The sequence below is a fragment of the Chitinophaga arvensicola genome, from assembly GCF_900110835.1.
GTDB classification, from domain to species: domain Bacteria; phylum Bacteroidota; class Bacteroidia; order Chitinophagales; family Chitinophagaceae; genus Chitinophaga; species Chitinophaga arvensicola.
The window spans coordinates 2,604,372-2,623,208 of sequence record NZ_FOJG01000001.1 but is presented as its reverse complement, the minus strand read 5'-3'; the positions used below and the strand labels follow the sequence as shown (position 1 = coordinate 2,623,208).

Sequence of the window (18,837 nt, the reverse complement as noted above, 5' to 3'; positions counted from 1 at the left end):
AGCATTTTATGAACCAGATGATTATACGTACTATCTCCACCCTGCTGCTCAGTGCCGGATGTGGTGTATATGCTGCTGCACAGTCTCCCGTCACCGATTCCACCACTACCGCCAAAGCAGCCAGCGTGAACATCGCCTATGGCACACAGCCTGCGTGGATGGTTACCGGGGCCGTGTCTTCGGTAAAAGGAACGGAACTGAGAAAATCCTTTAACACCAATCTCGCTAATACCATGACCGGCAGACTACGCGGTCTTACGGTACTGCAAGGCAATACCGAACCCGGTGTCAACTCCCCTTCCCTTTATATCAGGGGCGTTAATACCTTTGGCAGCGAAAGCACCAAAGTACTCGTAATGGTAGATGGCTTTGAAAGCAACTTCGAGCAACTGGTACCCGATGAAATAGCCAGCGTAACAGTACTGAAAGATGCCGCCGCTACCGCCCTCTATGGCAGCAGGGCCGCCAATGGCGTGATCCTCATTACCACCAAAAGAGGACAGGAAGGACAATTGCAGGTAAGTTTTGGTGCGCAATACGGCTTTAATAAGCCCGTTGCCCTCCCCAAAATGGTCAACGCCTACGACTACGCCCGCCTGTATAATGAAGCACTGCAGAATGATGGCAAGCCGGCACTGTATACCGATGCAGACCTTGCAGCTTATCAGCAGGGCAACGATCCTTATTTTCACCCGGATGTAAACTGGTACAAACAGGTGTTGCGTAACTCCGCCCCCATGAGCAACTATCACCTGAACTTCAGCGGTGGTAAAAAAGCAGTGCGCTATTTTGCGGCGCTGAATGCTATCAGCAGTCAGGGTATGCTCATCAAAGCCGGCGATATCAACGAAGAAAGCAGCAATTCAAAATTCAACCGGTATAACTTCCGATCCAATGTGGATATTGACCTGAATAAAACACTGACGGCTTTTATCACGCTCGGCGGAACAGTGGAAGACAAGGCCAATCCGGCCGGTAACACCACCGGTTCCTTATTCGGCCTCATGGCGGCTATTCCGCCCAATGCCTTCCCGGTATATCAGCCCAATGGCAGCTTTGGTGGTAATGCCCTTTATGCCAATCCCCTCGGAAATATGCTGCAGAATGGTTCCTATACGTCCAACGGCCGTACCATACAATCCTCACTGCGCTTAACACAGCAACTGGATTTTATTACAAAAGGACTCAGCGTTTCCGCCGCGATAGCTGCCAATAATTATTTCAACAGCTACTCCAATAAAACCGCACAGTATGAACGCTTCTCCATCAGCAGAAATAACAATGGAGATACCGTATATACCCGCTTCGGCCAAAAGACTTCCCTGCAGGGTGATGAAAGCCGCTCCGATCAGTGGCGGAACTATGCGTTGCAGGGCTTCCTGAACTACAACAGAACGTTTGGTATCCATGAAATCACCGCCATGGCCATGTACAACCAGGATAGCTACAGCATCAGCGGCAACAATCTTCCCTACAAACATGTGAATGGCGGTACCAGAATTACGTATGCCAATAACCGTAAGTATATCGGCGAATTCACTATGTCGTATATGGGTTCCGAAAACTTCCCCAAAGGCAGCCGCTTCGGTGCTTTCCCTGCCGTAAGCGCCGGTTGGATTGTTTCCAATGAAAACTTCCTGCAACACAGCCGGGCTATCACTTTCCTGAAAATACGCGGTTCATACGGACTTACAGGAAATGACCTCATCGGCGGACAACGGTTTATGTTTGATCAATTGTACCCATTCATCAATTCCCCCTACTTTGGTACAGCCAATACCGGTACCGGCGGCCTGGCGGAAGGTGTGCCCGCCAACCCGGATGTGACTTGGGAAAAAGAACAGAAAATAAATGTGGGCGTCGAAGCAGCCTTCGGCGAACGCTGGCGCTTTACCGCGGATGTATTCAAAAATGACCGCCGTCATATCCTGGCGCGGCCTTACTATACGTTGCCGCAATACATGGGCGTGGATCTGCCGATGCTGAATGTAGGTAAGATGAACAACAAAGGACTGGAAGCATTGCTGTCGTACACCAGCAAACCCACAGCAGGCATACAATGGATGGCTGAAGCCAGCGCCACTTATGCCAAAAACAAAGTGGTGTACAATGCAGAAGCCGTACAACAGAATGCCTACCTGTATTACAGCGGTCATTCCGTAGGACAGCCATTCGGACTGGAAGCCATCGGCTTTTTCAAAGACCAGGCAGATGTAGATAAAAGTCCGAAGCAGATCTTTACCCCGGTGCAGCCTGGTGATATCAAATACAAAGATCAGAACGGCGATAACGTAATCGACCAGAATGATGCGTTCCCGATCGGTAAGCCCTATCTGCCCACGCTTACCTATACCCTGCATACCAATGCCCGTTTCAGGAGATTTGATCTCGATATTTTCTTCCAGGGTGTAAACGGTAGCACCGTCACACTCGGCTCCAATTACTATGCCTTCCAGAACAACGGCTCCGCCCCTTCGATGGCGGAGAACAGATGGACGCCTGCCACTGCCGGTACCGCTACTTATCCCCGGTTATCTTCCCAGAATAACCTGAACAACTACCGCTATTCCAGTTTCTGGCAACGCAACGGCAGCTACCTGAAACTCCGCAGCCTGGAGCTGGGCTATTCATTGCCCGCTTCCCTGATGAGCAAAGCGAAGATGAACCTGGCGCGGGTATTTGTAAATGGTACCAACCTGTTTTCCATTGATGATATCGAAGGAGACATCGATCCGGAAAGCTTATCTGTAGGGTATCCTGCGATGCGTACTTTTTCCGCAGGCCTGAGAATTGAATTTTAAATCCTTAAATCTGAACGGATGAAAAGCAAGATATATACGCTCCTTTTTATGACAGGCACGCTATTAACGGCCTGTGAAAAACTGGACCGGGAAGTGATCACCAATCTCACCCAAAAACAAGTTACCTCTTCCTATCAATACACCGGTTACCGGCAGGCAGCCTTGTATGCAGAACTGCCGGAAGGCTTCCTGTATATAGACCGTGCCATGATGGCCTCTGCCACGGATGAAGCAGAGCATACAGAAGAAAATGCGGCCATACATCGTTTCAACAACGGCTCCTGGAATGCATTCGACAATCCTGACAATGCCTGGTCTAAATACTACAAAGCCATCCGCAAAGCCAACCAGTTCCTCGCTGCTTCCGATAGCATCGACCTGGATGTATATAAACTGGATCCTGATCCATCACAACAGCAGGTATATAAAACAAGGACAGCAGAAATAGCCCGCTGGAAATATGAATCGAGGTTTTTGCGCGCCTTCTTTTACTTTGAACTGATCAAACGCTATGGTGGCGTCCCGATCCTGACAAAGGCGTTATCTGCCGAAGATGATTTCAAAAATGTGAGCCGCAATACGCTCGCAGAATGTATTCAGTATGTCACCAATGAGTGCGACAGTGCAGCCCTGGGATTACCGGTAGTATATGCCGATGCAGACCTGGGCAGGGCCACCAAAGGCGCTGCGCTGGCATTAAAAAGCCGGGCGTTATTGTATGCTGCCAGCGATCTGTTTAATACGCCCACCTGGGCAGGTGGTTATGGTCATGCTGAACTGATTTCTTTGCCGGGCGGCAACCGTGCTGCCAGATGGGCCGCCGCTGCTGCCGCTGCCAAAGCAGTGATCGACCTGCAAGGTTCCGGTTACTATCTCTATTGGGATTACCGGAATATGTTCAATAGCTACAACATTGCGGAAATTATTTTCACCCGGCGCAATGGCGATAACAATGAATTTGAAAAAGCCAATTATCCCGTAGGATTTGATTTTGGAGAAAGCGGTACCACGCCTTCACAGAACTTGGTAGACGCTTACGAAATGGCAGACGGTACCAAATTCGACTGGAACAATCCTGCCCATGCGGCCAATCCATATGCCAACCGCGATCCAAGACTGGAACACAGTATCATTACCAACAACACCTGGTATAAAAGCCGCAGCGTGGAAATATGGGCGGGAGGCCGCGATGGTAAAGGTATTCCACTGGCTACCAAAACAGGCTACTATCTGAAAAAGTATTTGAGCGAATACACCGACCTGTTGCAGAACCGGGCAAGTGTACACAGCTGGATCCTGATCCGCCTGGCAGAAGTATACCTGAACTATGCTGAAGCCCTGAATGAATCCAGTCCCGGACATCCGGATATTGAGCAGTATGTAAATGCCGTAAGATCCCGCTGGGGCGTAAACATGCCGCCTTTGCCTTCCGGCCTGTCGCAAGCCGATATGCGCGAAAGAATCCGCAACGAGCGCAGGGTGGAATTTGCCTTTGAAGATCACCGTGGCTGGGATGTACGCAGATGGATGCAGGGCCCCGCTTACCTGGGTGCGCCTTTACGCGGAATGGGCATCACAAGAAATACCAACGGCTCTTTCAAATACACGCCGGTAGTAGTAGAGCAAAGGGTGTTTGAACCAAAGATGTACCTCTACCCGATCCCGCAGGGAGAAGTATTCATATCACCGAAAATTGCACAGAACCCGTTGTGGTAAATAAGTAAGTAGTGTTAAAGAAAGAAGGCAGTCATCGTAATGATGACTGCCTTTCTTGTATTCTGAACACACACAATTATTTTGTCGTTACCAGGAAGCCACCCAGTTGAGCCAGTTGCGCGGGTGTTACATTTAAAGTCAGCAGGCCGTTCTTCCAGCTCCAGCCAGCATTGCTAATCACCCCATTCATCCCCTGCGCCGTAACCTTCAAAGGCTTTTGTGCATAAGGCAAAGTAATAGTACCGGCACTGAAAGGAATAACCGCCAGTGTATGCGTAGCCGTTATCGCGTTATCATCCTGTGAAATAAGGCTCCAGTTACCCGTCCAGCGGATCCCTTCGGCCGGACTGCCTTTCAGGTTCTTATCCGCATTTTCGTGCAGCGTTAATGCCGTGAGTTGTTTATGCTCCAGCCTGCCCCAGCAACGGAGTTGCGGCGGGCCATCTACACCGCCGGTATAACTGTTCAGCCATAGCGGTTCCCATAGTACAGTACGGCGGTACCATTTATTCACGGCCCAGCGGCGGTTCTGAAACTGCGCCGGTACGGGCTTTCCGTTATCCAGTTCGGAAGGCAACACGGCGCCGGGTGTACCGAGAATCACCGTATTCATCAATACTTCGTCGTCGGTGAGCCAGTCGTAGGAAGATGAGCCGCTAAGGCCCACTCCCTGCTGCGATAACAGCGACGCCCAGATACTCCACTCCTGGTGTCCCTGCCGCGTATCGTACCAGAGATCTCCCTGGTCGTCCAGCGATACCATATCCATTACAGGTACCCACAATGGACTGATACCATAATACAATATCACTACATCGGGATTCACACTTTTGGCCGCTTCGCTGATGAGGCGCACCAATTCATAGGAATAACGTTCGCCCCTGTACAACGGATTCACCGGCACGCCCATATTGGGATTAGGCAAGCCATAGCCGAAGTCGAGTTTGATCAACCCCGGCTGTAGCAACTGCATGGTTTTGCGGGTGCGCTCCTGCACAAAAGCACGGGCGCGCGGAGAACTGATATCCAGGCAATACCAGGCTTCCCCGGTAGGGTCAAAGTTCCAGTTGCCCAGGCAGGGCTCCCCATGAATATCAAGTACCAGATCGTTGCGGGTGATGCCGGCAGCAGCGGTATCTTTGATCCAGCCCAATGTTTCCCACACACCTATCCCCAATCCCTTACTGCGGGCATACGCCACGTCTGCAAAGAAATCTGGAAAGCGTTGCAGATCCGGCTGACCAGAGCCCTGCGACGTTTCCCAGGGATCATCCAACACCATCATCTCGCTTTGCACCTGGCTCGTAAAATCAGCAATGGGAGGAATCGGGTATTTTCGTTTACGCCACATGCCCCAGGTATTCCAGACAGATACGGGGGTAATGGTTTTCTTTTCCGGAGATACCGGGAAAGATCCATAATATTTTCCAAAGGCAGCATAGGCTGTGGTATCGATGGTAATGCGTAACAGATCATTCCAGCTACGTGTAGCCGTTGGCGATGCTCCCCACAGATCTTCACGATAGAGGTAGCGGAAACAGCCCCGTGCAGCTCTCATACTCAGACTCATAGCGCCGTCCGGAATATCGCCGGCACCGATGCTGATCCAGCCTTTTCCTTCTCCCATAGCCGTAAACAATACTGGCCGGGGAAACGCAGCGCCATAGGGACTACTCATCGAAGGACCGAAATTACCCAATGCAATATCCGATTGCCCGAAGTCCCACATGCGGAAATAACTTTGTACGGTACCGGCTTTGGCACCAGGTAAACAATAACCCAGCGATTGCCAGTCCGGTAAAAACGGGCGGTCCCACACGGGTTTTACATTTACCGCAGTTGCCGGTGGCATGGAGGCGCCGATATACATTTCCACAATAGCAGGCGCCGGCAAACGCCAGCTTAGCGTTAACTCACGGACACGGATACCCCAGGACGTCTGTTCTATCACCATTTTACCCGTACCCAGGGAATCGAGTACCAGATGAACACTGCCCGCATCGCCCGGCACCGCGCGGGCCTTCACATATTGCAATTGCCCCTGCACATTTTTTATCCAGAAAGAAGGAAGTAAACTCCCTCTCCAGTTCACTGCACCGGTAGATAGTACCGTGAGCGAAGCCTTATCCGACGGCAGCTCCCAGTCGAAACGCAGATCACCGGATGTATGATGAATGGTTTGTGCCGCTGCTGAAGTATATAGCCATTGAGAAAGCAGGATGGTAAAAAAACATTTTTTCATCGCCTATCTGATTAAAGCCGTTTTAAAATATTGCGCACTCTTCTTCAGACTCACATAAGGGTCGATGGCAAAATTTTCCTGCTCAATAAAATAGCGTTTCACACCGGCAAGCTTTGCATAAGAAAAAATGCGTTTGAAGTCGATGCTGCCGCTACCTACTTCTGTATTCAAAGCAGGATTTATTTTATCCATATCTTTCACATGCCACATCACAAAACGTTCTGGTTCCTGCATGAAAAGCGCCACGGGGTCAAGACCGGCGCTAACGGCAAAGTACAAATCCAGTTCCATCTTCACTAAACCGGCAGCTGTTTCTTTCAACAAAATATCATAGCCTGTCTGCGTACCAAACTGCTGAAATTCAAACGCATGATTATGATAGGCCAGTTGCAATCCGGCATCCTTACATAATTGCCCCGCCCTGTTAAGTTGCACAGCGGCAGTTTTACATCCGGCTGCGGTACTATACAGTGCCGCTGGCAATGATGGTATTACGATATATGTTTGCCCCAGTATTTTCGCGGCCTTTATAAAACCATTGATAACTGTATCAAATGATTCGTTGTCGCCAGGGAAGTAATAATGCCCACTGCTGGAATGCAGCTTATGCCGGTCCAGCAGCTGTTTAAAGCTGACAGGTGACAACCCAAAAAACTGATCTCCTCCGCCAAACGTTTCCAGGTCAGTATATCCGGCGGCGGCTATCTTTTTAATGGTACCTTCCAGGTCTTTTGCAAGATCGTCTTTTAACGTCCACAGCTGCAACCCGGTTTCCGGCAGTTTACCTGTACTGAGGGAAGGCCCCAGGAACAAGCCGGTAGTAAGCAGGCCGGCCTGTTGTATAAAAGTTCGTCTGTGTATATGCATGTCCGTTATTTACTGGATGATCAATGGTACTACTGCGGTTTTCAGACCAGGAGAAGAAATCGTAACCCTGGCCTGACCCGGTTTGCCGAGGGCCTGCACATATACTTTTATTCTTCCCCGGAACGCATGATGACTGTTCCCGGCGTAGCGGCTGGTATCATTGGCATTGGCATTTTCCAGGCCAAGTAACTTCACCGGGCCGGTTACGTTTACTGTCAGTTTATTTTCCGAGAGATATACCCACCTGTTTTTATCGTCTTCCACATATACCGCCAGGGATGCTACGTCCTGCTGATTGGCCTTTAGCACCGGTTGTTCTACAATGGCCCGGAGTTTCGCCGGAGCGCCGGCAGTGTTTAATTCATATTCCGCCATCACTTTGGTACCATTGCGGGCAATGGCTTTCAGTTGTCCCTTTTTATACGGCACATACCACGTGATCACATGATCCGGAAAGCTGCTCATTTGTTGTATGCCCAACGACTGCCCGTTTAAAAACAATTCCATGGATTCGCAGTTGGTAAACCCACTGATGCGGATCATTTTATCCGGCATCCAGTTCCAATGCGGCAGCGCATTATGATGATCCCAGAGATAATATTGCGTAGGTTCGGTCACGGTAGTATCCCATGCGCCAATCCAGGCCATAGGCTTGTCGCTCCATATACTTTGGCGGAAATACGCTTCTGTTTTAAAAAAGCCGCCCAGGTCGATAATGCCAAAGGGGTTATGACGTTGCGGCCATTTAAAGGATTCACCGAGGTATTCAAAACCGGTCCATAAAAACTGCCCCATTACATAATCGTTGTCTGTTACGGCTTTCCAGTATTCATAACGATGACCGGTTTCGCTGCCGTATAATATCTGTCCGGGGTGTTTTTTATGATGAGGTCCGTACAGGTTTTCCTGGTAGTTATAGCCGGTCACATCGAGTACACCGGCATAGCCCACTTCGGTAGACATATACGCCGATGCCAGCCCGGAAGTAACCGGGCGGGTGGTATCCAATGCACGCACCACTGCGGCCAGCTTCTCTGCCAGCGCTTTCATACCGGATGCATCCGGATTGGCGGATTGGTACCTGGCGAAGGTCTGCGGATTGGCAAAGCTATCCAGGCTGGGATGTGAATAGGGATCATTGGGAAAATCAATTTCATTCCCGATACTCCACATGATCACGGAAGGATGATTACGGTCGCGCAGCACCTGGTCCTGCAGATCCCTAGTGCCCCATTCCGGAAAATATTTCGAATAGCCGTTCTTTACTTTTTGTGTATGGTTCCATCCGTCGATCCATTTTGTTTTGGGATACGCCCATTCATCAAACGCTTCTGCAATAACCAGGAAGCCCTGCTCATCGCATACATCCAGGAACTCGGTAGCATGTGGATTATGACAGGCGCGGATAGCATTACAACCCATTTCCTTCAGCGTACGTAAGCGGCTTTCCCATACACTACGCGGCACAGCGGAACCTAATACGCCCGCATCATGTACCATACATACGCCTTTCAATTTGGTACTTTTTCCATTGAGAAAAAATCCCCGGCTGGCATCGAAGCGGAGCTGGCGGATACCGGTACGTACTTCCTGCTGATCGGTTATTTTTCCATGACTGCTCACGGTAGTACGCAATGTGTACAAATAAGGCGTATCTACAGACCATAGCTGCGGAGAGGAAACCGGCAGTGTTGTATGAAGCAGCCGATCAGATTTTTCGGGAAGGAATATTTGCTGACGGTTGGTAGCCACTGTTTCACCGGCAGCGTTGAGCAGACTGGTAATCACGACAACAGTATCACCGGTAGTGTTTTCATTTTGCACTGTCACGCTGGCCGTTACCAGTGCTTTTGTGTAAGATACTTCCGGTGTATGCACAAAGAGGCCACCGCTTTTGATATGTACCGGAGAACGGTATACCAAAAAAACATTCCGGTAAATTCCGGAGCCGGTATACCAGCCGGAATCAGTGAGATCTTCATGATCCGTTTTTACGGCGATGGTATTCTTTTCCCCGATACGGATCCACGGCGTAAGATCGTATTCAAAGGCCACGTAGCCGCTGGGGCGTTTCCCGAGATAATGGCCATTGATCCAGACCTCACTGTTTTTGTATACGCCATCAAACTGGATGAGTACTTTTTTACCGGCCTGTGTGGTGGGTACCACAAACGATTTGCGGTACCAGCCAATGCCTCCTGGCAAATAGCTGTTACAGCTGGGCAGGTGCCTATTAAAATCGCCTTCGATGCTATAGTCGTGCGGTACATTCACCGTGCGCCAGGTAGCATCATTAAAGCCGGGAGCCTCAGCTCCCGGCAGATGGCCCAGGTGAAATTGCCACCGGGCATTGAATAATTCACGTCCGTATTGTTGTGCACACACCTGGAATGATGCGAACATCATCCACGCGATTACACCCATTCTTTTCATCATAAATACTATCGTTGCTGCTTTTGCTGTGCGGTTACATAATCCATTACTTCCTGGAAAGTGGCTACCCATATATCTTTCCGGTGACTGGCCAGGTATTGCAGCAATTGTTCATGCGCAGCGCCAGATACGTCCAGGTAATCGCCACCCACCCCATGAAACATAAAGATGCCAAGACCACCCTTTGCGGTGGCTGCTTCCACAAAGCTGATCAGCGCTTTTCCATCTTCCTTATTCACCACTCCCCAGCTCGGGATCTTATACAAATCGAGCGTGGAAAAATCGGTGATGATAGAATGAATATCGCCGCCGGAGCGGGCATATTTCACAAGACCGGATTGTTTTAACGCAGGTGTATAATCAACGCCGCCAACAACAGATTCACTGCAGGGGAAGGCATAGGTGCGACTTCTTTTCCCATCTATACCAAACAGGATTTTATTCATCATACCGGCCTCTTTCAGCATCGCATTTACATCATAATTTTCCGTGTAATACTGCGGTGCATTTTCGTACATCTTTTTAGAACAGGGATGATACAACGTATGATTGGCCAGTTCAAAACCATCAGCTGCTGCGGCTCTCCAGCTCAGCATCTGGTCTTCCGTAACATTGCCGGTTAAGAAAAAGGTGCCCGTTAATGTTGATTGCCTTAACTGTGGAATAGCCGTATTCAGTTGTGATACCAGGCCATCATCATAAGTCAGCACAATGGCGGCCTTTTTTCCACCGGGCCATTTCTCCTGTGCACTGAGTTGTATCGGAATAGTCAGGACTAACAATAAGCGAATGATAAATGGTTGTACTGGTATCATACTGAACATTGATGGTGACGGGCACCTTTTAAGGGATTATAAATTTGGATTTATGCTGGCATCTCCCAATGGTACCGGGAACCAGTAATTAGCTTTAGTAATAGTGCCGATCGGTTTAAGATCTGCCTCATTTTTATTGGCGTTGGCGGCTTCTACCTGTTCCAGCCGCACGAGATCAAACCAGCGGGTAGTGCCTTCTCCGGCAAATTCCCAGGCTCTTTCTGCTACTACTGCATCGGCAAAAGCAGGACCGGATAAATTTTCGGGGGCCTCACCAAGACCTGCACGGCCACGCACTTCATTGAGTGCCGCATAAGCCGTTGCATCGGGTGAGCCGGTAGCCCGAGCCTGTGCTTCTGCATAAATCAGCAACACATGCGCATAACGGATCAGGTGTACCGGCATAGAGGAATACCAGTGATCATTGTCTTTGATCCGGAACTTGCCATAGTAAGGATGTTTGGATGCACTGTTCTGCCAGGGCACCAGCGTTCCATCCTGCTTACGGAAGATAGTATGAAAAGTAATATCCTTTCTTTTTCCTGCCGGGAAATTGTTAAAGAAATTGATCTCTGAGTGAAAATCTTCCCAGCCGCCTTCTTCCAGGGGAACAGAAGCCGCACCGGTAAAGGAGTTGGTGGAACCGCCGTAGTTTTCATTGGCATGCAGCGCCATCACTTCTTCCTTCGTACCAATGGCACTTACATCGCCGGACCATAACACGGCCAGGTCTACCAGGCTGAAATCATAAGTGGCTTTGTTATCAATTACTTCTTTCGCTTTACTGGCTGCCAGCGCATATTTGCTGACGTCCTTGATCGGCCACCCTCCCTGCGTCAGGTACACATCTGCCAGTAAGGCCTTTACGGTACCTTTGTTGGGTCTTCCCGGATCACGCTTGGTAACGCCTACCAGCTTTTCTGCCAGTACCAGGTCGCTTTCAATCACTTTATAAACTTCTGCCGGCGCTGATTTTTTCATGTTGAGCAATTCAGGCGTAACGGCGTATTCAATTTTTGTGATAAGGGGAATATTGCCCCAGCCTCTCACCAGCCAGTAGTAGCTCAATGCACGCAGGAAATGTGCTTCCCCTACTATCTGGTCTATCTGCGCCTGATCACCGGGAATACCGGGTGCATTATCGATTACATTATTGGCGCCCTGGATGGTTTTATAACATCCATCCCAGATCATGGCGATGTTCGGATTGGCGGAAGTTACCGCAAATTGATCCATCTGCCGGAAATCTGCTTTATTACCACCAAACAAGGTAGTCAGGTCATCGCCCCCCATAGCAAAACCCTGCGTATTGGAGTTGAGAAAACCCCTGGCCCAGGTACGGGTCAATCCTTTGTATGAACCGGTGAGCGCGGCATCCAGGCCGGTGACATCCACAATAGCCGCCGGTCCCTGCACAATACCTTTCGGCGATTCTTCCAGGAATTTGGAGCATCCTGTCAGCAGAATGCAAAAAAGAAAAACCATATATTTCTTCATGATAATCTTTTTTAAAAATTAAAATATAACGTTGACGCCTATGGTATAAGTCTTCGCATTGGGATAGGCTCCCTGATCTATTCCCTGTTCTGTATCTGCCACAAATCCGCTCCAGTTCAATCCTTCCGATTGATTGTTGGAATTCGATTCCGGATCTATACCACGGTAACGTGTAAACGTCAACAGGTTGGTAGCGCTCAGGAATACTTTCACACCCGCGATATTTTTTAACGCTGTTTTTTTGATATCATAAGACAGGCTCAGATTCTTCAATCTTAAGAAATCTGCCTTCTCCACAAAACGGGAACTCTGGTTCAGCGTATTCGTAGGCGCAGAGCTGAAAGCCGGGATATCAGATGTTTCATTCACACCAGGGATGTAGCGGTTTTTAATATCCGCAAAAAGAATCTCTTTGGCATCTGTACTTCCCAACATACCAAAGGCATAGGAGTAATTCAGTTTATCCAGTCCGAACAAACCTTGTACAAACACATTCAGCGCAAAGTTTTTATAGGTAAATGTATTATTCCATCCCAGGGATGTTTTGGGTAACGCATTACCGATGATCTGGTAATCTTTGTCACTGATCACCCCATCTTTGTTGAAGTCATCGTAATGTGCGTCTCCGGGTTTGAGGTTATACTTTGCTGCTTCTGCTGCCTCATTGGGCTTGTAGGTACCCAGGTATTTGTAGCCAAAGAAAGAGCCGATGGGTTGTCCGGGTCTTAAGATAAATTCATTGAACAATATTTCTTTACGGCCCTCACCCAGACTTTCCAGCGTATTTTTTACAAAGGATACGTTGAAGGAACTGTTCCAGTTAAACTCTCTTTTTGAGAACGCATTTACTCCTACTGAAAACTCCCAGCCGGTGTTACGCATATCACCGATATTGGAGAGGATGAAGTTACCGCCGAGATAGCCGGGTACCGGCTGATTGAGCAGCAGGTCGCGGGTTTTCTTTACAAAATAATCTGCGGTGAAAGTAACGGCGCCCTGGAATATTTCAACATCCAGTCCGGCGTTGATCTGCTCGGTGGTTTCCCATTTCAGTTCGGGGTTACCGGGATTTCCCAGTGCAATACCCGACACAATTTTGCCGGAAGCGCCGTTGAAAACGGTACCTGCATCATCGAGGTTGGTGGTATAGGCAGAATAGGTAGCATAAGGATTAATCCCCTGGTTCCCCGTTAAACCCCAGCTGCCTCTCAGTTTCAGGTTATTAAAAATGTTGGTGTTTTTCAGGAAAGGTTCTTCGGATAACTTCCAGCCTACTGCCGCAGAGGGAAAGGTGCTGAATTTATTTTTACCCCGGAACTTGGAAGAGCCGTCGCGGCGTATAGAGCCTGATAAAAAGTATTTGTCTTTGTAAGCATAGTTGGCCCTGCCGAGCAGCGATAACAAACTCCATTCACTGTAACCGGAACCTACCTGCGACGACTTCGACAACGCAATATTGTTATACGTCTGATCCGGATAGGTGAGTCCATTTACAGACACATTAAAACCGGTGCCTTTAAACTGCTGTGTTTCCAATACAGTGGTCAGTTCCAGCTGATGATCCTTATTGAATGTTTTTTTGTAGGTGAGGTTATTGGTATTCTGTACCAGGATATTTTCTCCGGAGTTGCGGGAAGCGGAAGGTACATTGCCCGTGATAGCCGGACCAGCGTAACCTTTCGCCTGGTCGTTGGTATAGTTGATACCACCCTGTACATCCAATGACAATTCCGGGAGGAACTGGTAACGCGCACCACCGATCAGGTTAATATTCGTACGGTCGTTGCGGTTATCTGATTGTTCATTGATCGCTACAGGGTTGGAGAAGATGGAACTGGTGGGATCCTTGATCGTATAGGTTCCTTTAGGCGTGTACACGGGTGTGGTGGGCGCCCAGGCGAGTGCCTGGCCAAGGCTGCCACCCCTGGCGCCGGTGCCGCTGGTGTTGTGATTTTCTCTTCGTATACCCGTGAAGTTGAGTCGTACCGAAAATTTATCAGAGATCTGCGACGCGATATTGGAACGGACAGAATAGCGTTTAAAATCTGAGTTGTGAATAATGCCTTCCTGGTTCAGGTAGTTACCGCTGATGAGGTAATTGGTTTTATCGGTACCTCCGGAGAAGCCCAGTTGGTATTCCTGTCCCATACCGGTGCGGAATATTTCATCCTGCCAGTTGGTGCCGCCTTTCTGGCGGAACTGCTGGATCTCTGCATCGGAGAAGCGGGGCGTGTAGGTTTGTCCGGCGGGTGTAAGTGCCAGTCCACGGGCATTTACGGTTTCCGCGAAATCGGCTGCATTCATGGTATTATAGGTACCGATCACGTTGGAAGCGCTGAGGCGGGTCAGGAGGCTCACCTGCATTTTACCGCTTTTACCGCTTTTGGTGGTGATGATGATTACGCCGTTGGCGCCACGGCTACCGTAAATAGCGGTGGAGGAGGCATCTTTCAGTACCACGATGGAGGCGATGTCTTCTGTGTTGACGTTATTAAAATCGGCGCCCACAAAGCCATCCACTACATATAGCGGGTTATTGTCGCCCGTGAGGGAATTGGCGCCACGGATACGGATGCGGACATCACCGCCGGGGGAACCGGAAGCACTGGTTACCTGTACACCGGTGGCTCTTCCCTGCAATGCCTGATCCAGGCGGGTCACCGGCTGGTTCTCAAAGTCCTTGTTGGATACATAAGACAGGGAGCCGGTGAGATCGCTCTTTTTGCGGGTACCATAACCAATCACTACTACATCATTTATTTTCGTGTCTTCCCGTTTTAAGATGATGGTCAGCGACGCTCCTACCGGCACTTCCCTGGTCTGATAACCGATAAAGGAAACAACAAGGATACCTTTGTTATCAGGAACCTGGAGCACAAAATTTCCACCGGCATCGGTTGCGGTGCCTTTGTCGTTTCCCTTAAGCTTAATGGTAGCACCGGGGAGCGCGTTCCCCTCTTCATCCATAATCCGGCCCCTGATATCGATTGGGGGCGACAGAAATGTGGAAGCCGGGTCCGGCTTGTTCGTTTTATAGTTAACGATAATGACTTTATTGGAGATGGTGTATTCGAGCGGCTGATCTTTGAAGCAGATGCGGAGCACATCTTCCAGTGCCGCTTTTTCTACTTTAATATCTACCGGTAATGCTTTTTTGATGACGTCGGGGTCATAGAAAAACAGGTAGCCGCTTTGTATTTTTATTTCCCGGAAAATCTTTTCCAGGGGAGCTTTCTTTTCAGAAAGCGTGATGGTCTGGTTGAAGGCGCTGGCGCTGACGTGGAGACAGGCAGCGAGCAACAGCATGCTGGTTATCTTCATAAACTGCATTTTTTTACGGCCGGAACAGCACCATTTGCGAGAGGTAGTACTGTTTTTTTGTTGATAGAAGATGTGTAAAAACATAACGTTGGACTGTTTTAATAAAACATAAGTAAAGGAATCTCCATCCCCCTTATTCTTATACAAGGCGGGTCTGAAACGTTTGGGCAGGGATGTGTCGCGAACACGGCTGTCCTGTTGTTTCAGCTGATGAAATAAAACGGCTTACTATTCTACTTTTGCCGGGATGATTATTATGGTGTTACTATCAGTTTTCTCCCTTCTAATCTGAAATGAACGTGGCTTAATTCTAATATTTTCAATACTTCCGTTAAACTAAGATCCCGGAATACGTGCCCGGTGAAATGTCGTTGTGGAATGGCGCCTTCATATTCCACCTCAATATCATACCACCTCGAAAGCTGGCGCATAATGCCGGGGAGGTCTACGCCGTTAAACCAGAACAGGCCGTTTTTCCAGGCCACGGCTTCTTCCACTTCCACGCCGTTGTTGAACTGTATGTTGTCGTTTCCGGCTACCAGTGCCTGCTGGCCGGGTTTCAGCATGGCGGAAGTGAGACCTTTGGATATTTTTACTGACCCTTCCAGCAGGGTAATCCTGGTAGCGGCTTCATCACCGTATCCGTTTACATTAAAGTGGGTGCCCAATACGTCTACTGCGACGCCGTTGACCACTACTTTAAAAGGTTGTTGTGCGTTATGTGCCACTTCGAAATAGGCTTCTCCTTTCACCGTTACTTTTCTTTCCCTGCCGGGGAAGGCAGTAGGATAGCTGATGGAAGATGAAGCATTGAGCCATACACGCGTGCCGTCCGGGAGGGTTACCTGGTATTGTCCGCCCCGGGGTGTGCTCATAGTATTATATAATAGTTCACCGGCGGTGGCCACGCCATTGCCCTGGTAGGATAGCTGACCATTCGTAAGTTTTACGACACTGGTGCTGCCTTGCATAGCCAAAGTACCGTTAGCAGCGCTATCCAGCAGGATGGTGGTACCATTTGACAAGGTAAGCATGGCTTTGTTGCCACCCGGGGTCACTGTATTTTTCACAGCTGCGACAATGGGCGCCGGTGCAGGCGTTTTCCGGTGATGTTGCTGCCACCGGAAGAAAGCCGTGCCGGCCGTGATCAGCACCACAGCAGCGGCCACACTGCCCCAGCGGCGATAGCGCTGGTACCTGGATAATGGAATGATGACTGGTTGCGCTCTTTCCATCATCTGCGCAAACAGCTGGTGAATATCGGCGGGATTGGATAATCCGGTATAGGCTTTTCCCTGGAGTTTCTCCATCAACACCTGACGCAGCACTTCCTGGTTGGCTGGCTTATTTCCGCTTTCCAGGAAAAAGGGTACTTCTTCCGGGGAAAGAGTTCCGTCCAGGAAACGTGTTAATAATTGTTCAAAATCCGGTGTCATAGCCATTATTATAGAATTGCGCCCTTGTTAATAATTGTACATTTGACAATTGTAATTTTACGCAAAAAATACCCTTATCAGTATAAAGACGTAAAATGGAGGAAACAGGGAGCAGTGGAAAAAAAATATTTTTTTATTACTTCGGGACGGGGCGTTCAGCAATGCTACAAAACAGACCACCAGCCTGTGAATCTACAGCATCAGCAGCATCCATACAAAAAGCGTCATGGGTTCTGCATGATCGCCCAGGTGTTTGCGTAAACTGGCAATGGCCCGTACAATGTGACTTTTCACGCTTTCTTTGGAAATACCCATCTGTGCGGCAATTTCTTCATGTTTAAGTCCCTGGAAACGGCTGAGACAAAAGGCAGTGCGTTGTTGAGGAGGAAGGATACTGATACCCTGCTGGATAATTTTCTCCATCTCTTTTAATTCTACATTATCGGCCGGAGTGAGATCAGCATCACTAAAATATTCGGTCAGGTATACCCCATGTTCGTAGGTAAATACTTTCTGCCGCATCTGGTCAAAGATTAAATTGCGGGCAGTGATAAAGAGATAATCATCAAAACGGACCACTTCCTTCAACTTCTCCCGCTTTACCCAGATCCGCGCAAATACTTCCTGTGCCATATCTTCGGACATTTCCGGCGATTTGGTAAACATCAGTGCAGTGGAATAAATCTGGTCCCAGTAACGTGTAAATAATTCTTTATAAGCAGCTTCATTACCCGCCGCTACTCTTTGGACCAACTCATTTTCGGTGTGCAAGCTCGTTGGCATTTCAGCTAATATAGCCTTAAAAGTAATTATAAAATCTTTTCTTTCCGGGTTGTTTTGTAAGGGCTACTTACAAGACAGGTTGGTTACGGTTGCTCCCTGCCGCTCAGGAATCTTTGTCATTGACAATGAATAGAACCCACTGTCAGCATCCTACTCATCAGGTAGGCTTTATACAGTACCCCGGCATTTTAAAAAAACATAAAGCACTAATTTTCAACGATTTAAGCAATGGCATTTTAACTTTTGAAAATTTTGCTATAGTTTGTGCTTCCAACAGAACCTAAAACCAGGCATTGTCATTGAACGAAGCATACGAGGAAATTGAGCTGATTGATTATTTTCAGCAGGGGGAGCGCAAAGCACTGCATCAGGTGTATGCCTTGTTCCAGCGGCCGCTCTGTTTTTTCACAGAGCAGTTGATCATGGATACCATGGCAGCGGAAGACATTGTTTCGGAGTGTTTTATCAACGCATTTCAAAGAAAGGAAGATTTCCCTTCCCTGGGCCAGTTAAAGTCTTTCCTCTTTACTGCCGCCAAAAACGCGGCGCTCAATTACCTCAAGGCACAAAAACGGCACGACGACGTTCACCATTCAATAGAAATGGGCGCTGAACGCTTTTCCATAGATGTGGAAAATGCTTATATCAAGACGGAAGTCATGCAGCTCATTTCCCTGGAAATTGAAAAACTGCCGCCACAATGCCGGCAGGTAGTGCGTTTGTCGGTGGTAGACGGAAAAACCGCCCCTGAAATTGCGGCCGAACTGCAGATGGCCTATCAGACAGTATTAAATCAAAAGGCAAAAGGCGTGGCATTATTGCGTACCGCCCTTATAAAAAACGAGCTGCTTTCCTTACCCATGCTCGTTTACATGTTAGCTATCCTACAACGTTGAAATTTTTTTGAGGAAGACCGGTATAAAAAG

At 48.8% G+C, this 18,837-nt stretch carries 11 protein-coding genes; 3 read left to right on the top strand and 8 right to left on the bottom strand.

All coding sequences use genetic code 11. The features are described from left to right. Positions 1 to 8 precede the first annotated feature (8 nt). Both BMW79_RS10940 and BMW79_RS10935 read left to right on the top strand, forming a co-directional pair. Entirely contained in the window at positions 9 to 2,801 is a 2,793-nt protein-coding gene (locus BMW79_RS10940) for a SusC/RagA family TonB-linked outer membrane protein (RefSeq protein WP_089894485.1), read from the top strand. A gap of 18 nt (positions 2,802 to 2,819) precedes the next feature. After that, positions 2,820 to 4,517, top strand: a complete 1,698-nt coding sequence (locus BMW79_RS10935; RefSeq protein WP_089894482.1) for a RagB/SusD family nutrient uptake outer membrane protein — start codon at positions 2,820 to 2,822, stop codon at positions 4,515 to 4,517. A gap of 76 nt (positions 4,518 to 4,593) precedes the next feature. On the opposite strand, the gene BMW79_RS10930 is transcribed toward BMW79_RS10935, so the two are convergent. From BMW79_RS10930 to BMW79_RS10895, 8 genes are all read right to left on the bottom strand, one after another. After that, on the bottom strand, positions 4,594 to 6,759 hold the full coding sequence (locus BMW79_RS10930) for an alpha-amylase family protein (protein ID WP_089894479.1): 2,166 nt from the start codon (positions 6,757 to 6,759) through the stop codon (positions 4,594 to 4,596). A gap of 3 nt (positions 6,760 to 6,762) precedes the next feature. Beyond that, complete coding sequence (locus BMW79_RS10925; RefSeq protein WP_089894476.1) at positions 6,763 to 7,626, bottom strand: sugar phosphate isomerase/epimerase family protein; 864 nt, start codon at positions 7,624 to 7,626, stop codon at positions 6,763 to 6,765. A 9-nt stretch (positions 7,627 to 7,635) separates the two neighbouring features. Continuing rightward, the gene (locus tag BMW79_RS10920; RefSeq protein WP_177192119.1) at positions 7,636 to 10,062 is read right to left on the bottom strand and encodes a sugar-binding domain-containing protein; all 2,427 of its coding nucleotides are present in this window, start codon (positions 10,060 to 10,062) and stop codon (positions 7,636 to 7,638) included. A gap of 5 nt (positions 10,063 to 10,067) precedes the next feature. Beyond that, complete coding sequence (locus tag BMW79_RS10915) at positions 10,068 to 10,874, bottom strand: polysaccharide deacetylase family protein (protein ID WP_177192118.1); 807 nt, start codon at positions 10,872 to 10,874, stop codon at positions 10,068 to 10,070. Positions 10,875 to 10,910: 36 nt separating this feature from the next. Beyond that, positions 10,911 to 12,371 (bottom strand): RagB/SusD family nutrient uptake outer membrane protein, encoded by a 1,461-nt coding sequence (locus BMW79_RS10910; protein ID WP_089894470.1) that lies wholly within the window; start codon positions 12,369 to 12,371, stop codon positions 10,911 to 10,913. Positions 12,372 to 12,389: 18 nt separating this feature from the next. Beyond that, positions 12,390 to 15,692 (bottom strand): TonB-dependent receptor, encoded by a 3,303-nt coding sequence (locus BMW79_RS10905; protein WP_177192117.1) that lies wholly within the window; start codon positions 15,690 to 15,692, stop codon positions 12,390 to 12,392. A gap of 254 nt (positions 15,693 to 15,946) precedes the next feature. Then, on the bottom strand, positions 15,947 to 17,134 hold the full coding sequence (locus BMW79_RS10900) for a DUF4751 family protein (protein ID WP_089894465.1): 1,188 nt from the start codon (positions 17,132 to 17,134) through the stop codon (positions 15,947 to 15,949). 186 nt (positions 17,135 to 17,320) lie between these two features. Further along, complete coding sequence (locus BMW79_RS10895; protein WP_089894462.1) at positions 17,321 to 17,911, bottom strand: RNA polymerase sigma factor; 591 nt, start codon at positions 17,909 to 17,911, stop codon at positions 17,321 to 17,323. 299 nt (positions 17,912 to 18,210) lie between these two features. Between BMW79_RS10895 and BMW79_RS10890 the strand changes: the two genes are divergently transcribed. Then, on the top strand, positions 18,211 to 18,807 hold the full coding sequence (locus tag BMW79_RS10890) for an RNA polymerase sigma factor (protein WP_177192116.1): 597 nt from the start codon (positions 18,211 to 18,213) through the stop codon (positions 18,805 to 18,807). Positions 18,808 to 18,837: the final 30 nt, after the last annotated feature.

What these genes read in the sequence shown, in the direction of transcription:
- BMW79_RS10940 (WP_089894485.1), top strand. Translation starts at nt 9, where the DNA reads ATGAACCAGATGATTATACGTACTATCTCCACCCTGCTGCTCAGTGCC.
- BMW79_RS10935 (WP_089894482.1), top strand. Translation starts at nt 2,820, where the DNA reads ATGAAAAGCAAGATATATACGCTCCTTTTTATGACAGGCACGCTATTA.
- BMW79_RS10930 (WP_089894479.1), bottom strand. Translation starts at nt 6,759, where the DNA reads ATGAAAAAATGTTTTTTTACCATCCTGCTTTCTCAATGGCTATATACT.
- BMW79_RS10925 (WP_089894476.1), bottom strand. Translation starts at nt 7,626, where the DNA reads ATGCATATACACAGACGAACTTTTATACAACAGGCCGGCCTGCTTACT.
- BMW79_RS10920 (WP_177192119.1), bottom strand. Translation starts at nt 10,062, where the DNA reads ATGATGAAAAGAATGGGTGTAATCGCGTGGATGATGTTCGCATCATTC.
- BMW79_RS10915 (WP_177192118.1), bottom strand. Translation starts at nt 10,874, where the DNA reads ATGATACCAGTACAACCATTTATCATTCGCTTATTGTTAGTCCTGACT.
- BMW79_RS10910 (WP_089894470.1), bottom strand. Translation starts at nt 12,371, where the DNA reads ATGAAGAAATATATGGTTTTTCTTTTTTGCATTCTGCTGACAGGATGC.
- BMW79_RS10905 (WP_177192117.1), bottom strand. Translation starts at nt 15,692, where the DNA reads ATGAAGATAACCAGCATGCTGTTGCTCGCTGCCTGTCTCCACGTCAGC.
- BMW79_RS10900 (WP_089894465.1), bottom strand. Translation starts at nt 17,134, where the DNA reads ATGGCTATGACACCGGATTTTGAACAATTATTAACACGTTTCCTGGAC.
- BMW79_RS10895 (WP_089894462.1), bottom strand. Translation starts at nt 17,911, where the DNA reads ATGCCAACGAGCTTGCACACCGAAAATGAGTTGGTCCAAAGAGTAGCG.